Annotated in this window: 12 protein-coding genes; 9 read left to right on the forward strand and 3 right to left on the reverse strand. The window is 59.9% G+C overall.

Features of this window, described 5'->3' with window-relative positions; all coding sequences use genetic code 11:
- The 7 genes from JHX87_RS18360 to JHX87_RS18390 all read left to right on the forward strand — a co-directional run bounded on the left by JHX87_RS18360 (nucleotide 1) and on the right by JHX87_RS18390 (nucleotide 4,303).
- Entirely contained in the window at nucleotides 1–1,008 is a 1,008-nt protein-coding gene (locus tag JHX87_RS18360) for a replication initiator protein A (protein WP_164687498.1), read from the forward strand.
- Between the two features lie 127 nt (nucleotides 1,009–1,135).
- Entirely contained in the window at nucleotides 1,136–1,546 is a 411-nt protein-coding gene (locus JHX87_RS18365) for a hypothetical protein (protein WP_271886950.1), read from the forward strand.
- Between the two features lie 11 nt (nucleotides 1,547–1,557).
- The gene (locus JHX87_RS18540) at nucleotides 1,558–1,899 is read left to right on the forward strand and encodes a cation transporter dimerization domain-containing protein (protein WP_419182195.1); all 342 of its coding nucleotides are present in this window, start codon (nucleotides 1,558–1,560) and stop codon (nucleotides 1,897–1,899) included.
- A 284-nt stretch (nucleotides 1,900–2,183) separates the two neighbouring features.
- Nucleotides 2,184–2,438, forward strand: coding sequence for a PepSY domain-containing protein (locus JHX87_RS18375; protein ID WP_271886949.1), 255 nt, complete (start codon nucleotides 2,184–2,186; stop codon nucleotides 2,436–2,438).
- Between the two features lie 4 nt (nucleotides 2,439–2,442).
- Nucleotides 2,443–3,018 (forward strand): cytochrome b/b6 domain-containing protein, encoded by a 576-nt coding sequence (locus tag JHX87_RS18380; RefSeq protein WP_271886948.1) that lies wholly within the window; start codon nucleotides 2,443–2,445, stop codon nucleotides 3,016–3,018.
- A complete protein-coding gene (locus tag JHX87_RS18385; protein ID WP_271886947.1) occupies nucleotides 3,015–3,602 on the forward strand; it encodes a helix-turn-helix transcriptional regulator in 588 nt (195 codons plus the stop codon). The genes JHX87_RS18380 and JHX87_RS18385 overlap by 4 nt, the downstream gene beginning before the upstream one ends.
- Nucleotides 3,599–4,303, forward strand: coding sequence for a VIT1/CCC1 transporter family protein (locus JHX87_RS18390; protein ID WP_271886946.1), 705 nt, complete (start codon nucleotides 3,599–3,601; stop codon nucleotides 4,301–4,303). Before JHX87_RS18385 ends, JHX87_RS18390 begins: the two co-directional genes overlap by 4 nt.
- An 84-nt stretch (nucleotides 4,304–4,387) precedes the next feature.
- On the opposite strand, the gene mobQ is transcribed toward JHX87_RS18390, so the two are convergent.
- Nucleotides 4,388–5,632, reverse strand: coding sequence for a MobQ family relaxase (gene mobQ / locus JHX87_RS18395; protein ID WP_271886945.1), 1,245 nt, complete (start codon nucleotides 5,630–5,632; stop codon nucleotides 4,388–4,390).
- A gap of 154 nt (nucleotides 5,633–5,786) precedes the next feature.
- On the opposite strand from mobQ, the gene JHX87_RS18400 reads away from it, so the two are divergent.
- Together JHX87_RS18400 and JHX87_RS18405 are read left to right on the forward strand one after the other, a co-directional pair.
- Nucleotides 5,787–6,047: a hypothetical protein gene (locus JHX87_RS18400; protein WP_271886944.1), complete on the forward strand. Its 261-nt coding sequence runs from the start codon at nucleotides 5,787–5,789 to the stop codon at nucleotides 6,045–6,047.
- Nucleotides 6,044–6,595, forward strand: a complete 552-nt coding sequence (locus JHX87_RS18405) for a hypothetical protein (protein WP_271886943.1) — start codon at nucleotides 6,044–6,046, stop codon at nucleotides 6,593–6,595. The genes JHX87_RS18400 and JHX87_RS18405 overlap by 4 nt, the downstream gene beginning before the upstream one ends.
- Before the next feature lie 4 nt (nucleotides 6,596–6,599).
- On the opposite strand, the gene JHX87_RS18410 is transcribed toward JHX87_RS18405, so the two are convergent.
- Together JHX87_RS18410 and JHX87_RS18415 are read right to left on the reverse strand one after the other, a co-directional pair.
- Complete coding sequence (locus JHX87_RS18410; protein ID WP_271886942.1) at nucleotides 6,600–6,908, reverse strand: type II toxin-antitoxin system RelE/ParE family toxin; 309 nt, start codon at nucleotides 6,906–6,908, stop codon at nucleotides 6,600–6,602.
- Nucleotides 6,905–7,165 carry a CopG family ribbon-helix-helix protein gene (locus JHX87_RS18415; protein WP_272833969.1) on the reverse strand — a complete coding sequence of 87 codons (261 nt, stop codon included), beginning with the start codon at nucleotides 7,163–7,165 and terminating at the stop codon, nucleotides 6,905–6,907. The genes JHX87_RS18410 and JHX87_RS18415 overlap by 4 nt, the downstream gene beginning before the upstream one ends.
- Nucleotides 7,166–7,465 lie beyond the last annotated feature (300 nt).

A 7,465-nucleotide genomic window follows, 5' to 3' on the forward strand; every position in this document is an offset into this window, starting at 1 on the left:
ATGGCCTTGCTTCCCGATCGACACCCTCAAAAAGATTTCTTTATCCTCGACATCGCCGATGTCGTGCCGAAGGATGATACGGCGTCGATGGAACATCCGATGTTCTCGCTGGCAACGAAGCCAGACATGCGCCACCTGCACTACGAGGCCGGGGATGTTCGCCTAGAGATTACGCCGTCCTATAACGGCCTGCCGACCATCTTCGACAAGGACATTCTGATCTTCTGCATCAGCCAACTGATGCACATGAAAAACCGTGGCGAGAAGATCGGCAAGCGTGTCAGGTTCACGGGGCGGGAGCTTCTAGTCTCAACGAACAGGCCCACCAACAACCTTGGCTATCAACGCCTAGAGCAAGCTTTCAAACGCCTACGAGGGACAACCTTCAAAACGGACATTCGCACGGGAGACCGCATGGAAACCCGTGTTTTTGGCCTGATTGACGAAGGTGGATTTGTCATGCGTGAGGATGGTTCATGGCGGCTGGATTATTGCGAGGTGGTCCTGTCGGACTGGCTCATGCGGGCTATCGAGTCCGACCAGGTTGTCACGATCTCGAACGACTACTTCCGCCTACGCCGCCCGCTGGAACGCCGTCTCTACGAGATCGCGCGGAAACATTGTGGCAACCAGCCAAAATGGCATATCGGCCTTGCCAACCTTCAACGGAAGACTGGCAGCAATGCTCCTCTCAAGAAGTTCCGACTCAACCTTCGCCAGATCATTTTTGACGATCACACGCCTTTCTACCGGATCGAGCTGACGGGCGATGACCTCGTGATCTTCCGTCCCCGACATACGAAAACACAGGTCGCGCCTGCAATCACACTGCCTGACTGGGCCGAAGAAAAAGCCCGCGCTCTGGCACGGGAAAAGGGTCGGGATTACCATGCCCTTCGAGCTGATTGGCTGGCCTTTGCGCAGGCAGAAACGGCCAAAGGCAACCCGCCGAAAAATGCGGGTGCTGCATTCGTAGCCTATTGCGGAAAACAAAACAGCCTAAGATAGCGGCTACGATGCCTAGATACGCCGTTTCCTCGATGGTTTGCTTGATTCAGAAATTGTGGCACACTGGTCACGCTGACTGGTCATGACCAGTCAAGAAAACCAATAGTGACCATGAGGAAAACCGGACATGACCATGACACTGAATGAAGCGGCCAAGTCCTGTCGTAAGGCGAAGGGAACAGTCCTAAAAGCTATAAAGGAAGGGCGTTTAAGTGCGCCGAAGGATACTCAAGGACGATACGAGATTGATCCGTCAGAGTTGCATAGAGTGTTTCCACTGACCGCTACTGACCAGTCAGGAAAACCGGCACTGACCCCCACTCCTGACCACGAAAACCGCATTGAAATTGAACGGTTACGCGCCGAACTTAAAGCCGCAAACACCCTGTCTGAAAACATGGCTGAAACTGTGGCAGACCTTCGCGAACGCCTTGATCGTGAGGGCGAAGAACGCCGCAAGTTGACCGCAATGCTAACCGATCAGCGGGCGGGGCAGGGGGCAAAGCGTGGTTTGTTTGGATTCCTGCGATCAGTATAGCAGCTATCGACATGCCACAAACCCGCCAAAACCTTCATAATTTTGGCAGGGTGTTTTGGAAGGCCCAAGCCATTGATCCGTTACAAAATGGTAAAGCCCTCCGCAAACGAGCGTTTTTGGTTCAATTGGATGGCGCAATGCAAGCACACGATCTTCGGACACGACACGCAGGCGCGGCAATATTTATTGATTTCCATCTGGTCGTGCCCGGCGGAACGACGGTTTTCCAATCTCATGAAATATGTGACCAGATAGAGGAGTCTTTGAAAAACCACTTAGATGACGCCAAGGTCACGATCCATGTCGAACCGGAACACAAATCAAAGCAATCAGGAGCAATAATTCCTGATTGAAGATGCAGTCTCTTTGCTGTGCCGCAAGTATCGGTGTGTTCCGAAACGGATATTACAGCTTCCCAAAAACCACCCTTTTTGACACTCCGATCACGACTGCTCGGCCAAGAGGCCATCAATGCCTTCGGCACAAATCCGCTCTAAGCGCGCGCTTAACAGAGGGTTCATAAGCCTCAAGGCAATGGTGTTAGCACCCCGCAAGCCTCAACTATCGGCGAGCGACAGCACTGGGCTGCCGCGCCCTTGCACCGTGATTTCGGTGCCCGAACCGAAGGAACTGACCCATGCGTAAATTTGCACTGATCGCCATGATGGCGTTCGCTACCCCCGCTCTTGCAGAAGATGTCTCGATGAACAGCATCCTTGGCACAACGATGGAAGAGGTACAGGCCTCGTTGACCGCCATGGGCTATGAAGTCCGCAAGGCAGAAATGGAAGACGGCAAGATCGAGGTCTACTTCGTGCGCGACGGCCAGATGGGTGAAGTCTATGTGAACCCGCAGACCGGCGCTGTCACCAAGCTCGAACTCAAGGGCTGAGGCCATGGCCGCCGTCGTACAGCAAACCAGCGGGCGCGCAAGCGCCCGTGAGGTTGCCGTCTGGGACCCGCTCGTTCGGCTGATCCACTGGTCGCTCGCCCTGACGATCCTGCTCAACGGGACGTTTATCGAGGAGGAAAGCAAGACACACGAATGGATCGGATATGTCGCTCTGGGCCTGGTTGGCCTACGTCTTGTCTGGGCATTGATAGGACCAAAGCACGCCCGCTTCTCGGCCTTCCCGCCCAGCCCCGCGCGCGCCATTCATCACCTGCGCGCGATGCTTTCGGGCGACAAAACGGTTCATCTGTCACACAACCCGCTCGGGGCGCTGATGGTCTACAATATCTGGGCCAGCGTGATTGCCATCGGCATCACCGGCTACATGATGACGACGATCACGTTCTTTGGAGTCGATTGGGTCGAGGAAGCTCACGAGATCGTCTTCAACTGGCTGGTCTTTTCCGTTGCGCTGCACGTTGCCGGGGTGGCGTTCGATACCTGGCGATCTGGTGTCAATCTGGTCCGTGCCATGATAAACGGAAGAAAAACAATTCCCTACGGACGAGAGGTTGAATGAAGCTCCGGATTTGGCCTGCCAAGACAAAGGAAAGGCGCGCAACGGTTCTTGCGGGCCTTATCCTTTTGCAGGCCATGTGCGCGCTGTTCTTCATCGGAGACGTGATCGAAGATTTTCGCGAGGACGGGCATCTCGACGATCCCCATTTGCTTCTGGAGTCCGTTGCAGCCGTCGCACTTGTCGCCGGTGTTGCTTTTCTGATGATCGAGTTGCGCGGATTGCTGTCACGCATGTCCGACATGCAGACCGGTCTCGACATTGCTCAAGGCCATCTGGCGGACATCATCGAAACGTTCTTTAACGAGTGGGGGCTAACCAATGCGGAACGCGATGTGGCCATCATGATCCTGAAGGGTTTGGACAATGACACCATCGCTCGGGTGCGCAAGACCGCAGCGGGCACGGTCAGGGCGCAGGCAACAAGCATCTATGCAAAGTCCGCGACTGACGGACGCGCGCAGTTCATCAGCTTGCTCATCGAAGAGTTGCTGGCTGACAACCAACACCTGGGCTCGGCGGGGGCAGCGCCCGATGCCGGAGCGACAAATGCCGGGACACCAGGCGCATCTGGAGAAACAACATGACAGACATCAGCGCACATTCGGACGACCCCCACTACATCACGCGAAGCAACTGGCTACGCGCGGCTGTTCTGGGGGCGAATGACGGGATTGTGTCCGTGTCTTCCCTTGTCGTCGGTGTTGCTGCGGCTGATCCAAGCCCTCGCGCTGTTCTGATCGCCGGTGTGGCCGGACTGGCTGCGGGCGCGATGTCGATGGCCGCCGGGGAATATGTCTCTGTCTCATCTCAATCCGATACCGAGCGGGCTGATATCGAACGCGAAAGGGAGGCGCTGCGGGAGACGCCAGAGGCCGAATTCGAGGAACTCAAGGCGATTTATGTGGAACGCGGGTTGAGCGAGCCGACCGCCGAGGCCGTCGCGAGAGAACTGACTGAGAAAGACGCGCTGGCCGCCCATGTCCGGGATGAGCTTGGGCTCTCGGACATACATGCTGCAAATCCATTTCAGGCGGCCTTGGCCTCTGGTCTAACGTTCTCGGTGGCCGCCGCTGTCCCCGTTGTCGCCGCCTGGCTAACCCCGGCCTCAGCGATCATACCGACAGTCCTGGTTGTTACCGTCTTCGCCCTTGCCATCCTCGGTGCACTCGGAGCCAAGGCGGGAGCAGCACCTGTTCTGCCTGCTGTCATGCGTGTGGTCGGTTGGGGCGTGTTCGCAATGGCCGTGACGGCCGGTGTGGGGTGGCTATTCGGAGTGAGTGTCTGACCTCCAGTCCACAAAGAGCAACAGATTTGACAAAACTCATACGTTTTTGTCACCGGCGCAAACGACCGTTTGTTGAAGCTATTCTTATCGGTCGATCCCATGCCCTCGGTCGCGATGCGCTTCCCGCTCAATCTCTTGCTGGCGCTCTAGCTCTTTCACCCGTTCCTGTTCTCGCGCCGCCTCCTGTGCGGTGTGCCGTTCCTCGGCCTCACGGCCCTCGCGCAACGCGGCGGCGCGATCCGCTAGAGCATCACGATCAACGCCCTCCGCTGCTTCGCGCAGACGTGCTGCAAAATCCTGCGGGGCTTCCCGTTCTTGCTCCGACGTGGCGGCTTCCTGAACCTTCTCTCGGCCCTGATAGGCTTCCCATGATGCCTTCAACCGTGCGGCAAAGTCAGGTTCTTGGTCCCGGCCGTCACGCCCCCCGGCAAGCGCCAGCTCGGACTGCCCTGATCCCAGACGATCCATGACGTGCTCTGCCGCACGGTCCAGCCAATCGCGGACCTGTCCGGTCAGCTCCTGCACCACCTGCCTGACCTCGGCGGCACGGTCCTTGACCTCGTGCCAGACACGGACGGCGGCAACCTCGATGCCGCGCTCCTTGAGCTGCCAAGCACCAAGGGAAAGCTGGGGCAGGGGCGGGCGGTCCAGTGACATGGCCCGCACGGTCTCGTGCAGCTCCGCGCCCTCGTCGCCGCGCTCCCGCGCCGCGCTCGCCAGCTCAAGCGCCTCGTCGCGCTGCGCCACCAGCGTCCGGTGATCCACGCGGTCCTCGATGCCGGCGCGTTCAAGGGCCGCGTTGCTGTCCCGAGCCCACGCCTCGCGCCAGCCCTCCAGAACCTCGACTTTGTTCCAGTCGCGGTTCTTGGTGGTGAAGCCGTCTGCATCCACCTCACGGGTGGTCAGCAGAATGTGGGCGTGGTGGTTGCGCTCGTCGCCCTCGCGCCCCGGTGCGTGCAGGGCGATGTCGGCCACCATGCCACGGTCCACGAACTGCGCCTGTGCGTAGTCGCGGACCAGGGCGACACGCTGCGCATGGGTCAGCTCGTCGGGCAGGGCCACGCGGACCTCGCGGGCGACCTGGCTGTTCTTGCGGGTCTCGGATTCCTCGACACGGTTCCACAGCTCGGATCGGTCACGGACCCAATCCGGCGCATGGTCCGGGGCGAGGATCTCGGTGTGATCGACACCGCCCCGCGCCGCATAATCGAAGGTCAGCCCGGTGCGGCGGTCTTCGATGCGCTCTGCCACGCGGTAGGCGGAAGCCGCCGTGGCGCTGCGGCCCTGACTGCGGGAAATCATCGAAGCTCGAAGATGGTAGATTGCCATTCGGTGCCGCACTTCGCTTAGGGGTCGAGGGGAAACGCCAGTCTCCCCCGCCCACACAAACGCGCAGCGTTTGTATAAGTGGGCACTTCGTGTCTTGCACCCTGCCTCAACCCACGGCACAAATCAACATAGGGCGATGAGTGTGGAGACCAAAATGGCGCGGAGCATAGATCAGCAGATTGCGACGACGCAGGCCAAGCTGGCCCGCCTGAAAGAACGCCAGAAGGCCAGCGAGACGCGCCGCAAGATCATCGTCGGCTCGGTGGTGATCTCCAACGCGCTGAAGGAACCGGACAAGGCCCGCGCCCTCGCCGCCCTCCTGCGCCGGGCTGTCACCCGCGAGGTCGATCAGAAGGAACTGGTCGGACTGATGGCGGAACTGGACGAGGCGGCGGCGAGGGCGGACCGGAAATGAGCAAGGACCCGTTCCAGATCCTCGCCGATGAGCTGACCCTGATCCGCAAGGACATGGACCGACTCCAGCGCACCAGCCTCGACAAGGACGAGGCCAAGGGACTGCACGACATGCTGGCCCAGGCGGTCGGCAGGATGGAACGCGCGGCGGAGAACGCCCCGGCCAGCCTCCAGAACACCCTGCGGAACGACCGGGACCAGGTTGTCCGCAATGCCACCGCAGCGGCCGCCAGCGCCGCACAGGGCGTGCTGACGGACGTGGCAGGGGAATTGGCCAAGGAACGCGATACGTTCCGCAGAGCCGCAGGAGAGGCCCGCAGGGAGGCGTGGCGCTGGTTCGGCGGGTTCTGGGTGTGGTTGGCCTCCATCGGGGCCACAGGGGCGCTCCTGGGCGCGCTGGCGGCGTTTTGGATCACGGGACGCGGCGATGCCCGTGAGTTCGGGCGCTTCCCGTCGATCTACTGCGGCAACGCCGGGGGTCAGGTGGTCGAGCAGGACAACGGGGGCACCTTCTGTGCCATCTGGATCAAGCGACCGCCGGGCCAGTGAGCGATCAGTCCGGCCATGTCTCGGCGGACCAGTCCCGCGACGTATGGATCACCCGGACAATCGCGATTTCTTCCGCGCCGCCTGTCTGCGTGATCGCGTAGGCGAGGATGTAGGACAGGCCCGTCACCGATTTCTCGTAGGTGCCTGTCACCCGTCCGGGGCGTCCTGTCGGCATGTCGCCAAGAGCCAAGGCGGCTCTATCGATGGCATCGGCCACGCGACGGGCCGCTGCAGGGTTATCGGCGGCGATGTAGGCGATCTGATCGGCAAGGTCGGCCAGCGCGTCGGTGGACCAGCGAACCGGTCGGCTCACGTGGTGCTGCCCGCCGCCGCGTCGATAGCCTGGCGCACGGATGCCATTGCGTCCTCATGGCTGACCGTCCGACCGGCTTCCACGTCCGCAAGCCCGCGTTCGATTCCTTCAATGATCGCCAGCTCGCGGTCCACGTAGGTTTCCACCGCCTCTGCCGCCAAGAAAGATCGGCTGCGCCGTGTTCCGTCCGCCAATCTCCCCAGCTTTGCCTTGAGCTGCGGATCGAGCCGGATCGTCATCGTGGTGCTGGGGGTCATTTCATCACCTTCTAAGCATGTGTACATCTGAACACATACACTGTCTCAATGGTTTCGCAAAGAGGGGATCAGGGGAAACCCCTAGTGTTAATAGTGTTACCTACGGAGTAGGTTACGGGCCTGAAAATCACCAGTAACCCTATAGGTCTGAAAGGTAAAACTATCCACAGGGTTCCGAAAGGTGCGAATCTCGGTTCCGAAAGGTGCGAATCTCGGTTCCGAAAGGTGCGAAGCGGCGACGGTTCCCGATAGTGCGAATTTATGGTTCCTGATAGTGCGAACTGCTGCTATAGCTTGGGC

This window comes from Paracoccus fistulariae (assembly GCF_028553785.1).
Lineage (GTDB): Bacteria > Pseudomonadota > Alphaproteobacteria > Rhodobacterales > Rhodobacteraceae > Paracoccus > Paracoccus fistulariae.

What these genes read in the sequence shown, in the direction of transcription:
- JHX87_RS18360 (WP_164687498.1), top strand. Translation starts at nt 1, where the DNA reads ATGGCCTTGCTTCCCGATCGACACCCTCAAAAAGATTTCTTTATCCTC.
- JHX87_RS18365 (WP_271886950.1), top strand. Translation starts at nt 1,136, where the DNA reads ATGACCATGACACTGAATGAAGCGGCCAAGTCCTGTCGTAAGGCGAAG.
- JHX87_RS18540 (WP_419182195.1), top strand. Translation starts at nt 1,558, where the DNA reads ATGCCACAAACCCGCCAAAACCTTCATAATTTTGGCAGGGTGTTTTGG.
- JHX87_RS18375 (WP_271886949.1), top strand. Translation starts at nt 2,184, where the DNA reads ATGCGTAAATTTGCACTGATCGCCATGATGGCGTTCGCTACCCCCGCT.
- JHX87_RS18380 (WP_271886948.1), top strand. Translation starts at nt 2,443, where the DNA reads ATGGCCGCCGTCGTACAGCAAACCAGCGGGCGCGCAAGCGCCCGTGAG.
- JHX87_RS18385 (WP_271886947.1), top strand. Translation starts at nt 3,015, where the DNA reads ATGAAGCTCCGGATTTGGCCTGCCAAGACAAAGGAAAGGCGCGCAACG.
- JHX87_RS18390 (WP_271886946.1), top strand. Translation starts at nt 3,599, where the DNA reads ATGACAGACATCAGCGCACATTCGGACGACCCCCACTACATCACGCGA.
- mobQ (WP_271886945.1), bottom strand. Translation starts at nt 5,632, where the DNA reads ATGGCAATCTACCATCTTCGAGCTTCGATGATTTCCCGCAGTCAGGGC.
- JHX87_RS18400 (WP_271886944.1), top strand. Translation starts at nt 5,787, where the DNA reads ATGGCGCGGAGCATAGATCAGCAGATTGCGACGACGCAGGCCAAGCTG.
- JHX87_RS18405 (WP_271886943.1), top strand. Translation starts at nt 6,044, where the DNA reads ATGAGCAAGGACCCGTTCCAGATCCTCGCCGATGAGCTGACCCTGATC.
- JHX87_RS18415 (WP_272833969.1), bottom strand. Translation starts at nt 7,165, where the DNA reads ATGACCCCCAGCACCACGATGACGATCCGGCTCGATCCGCAGCTCAAG.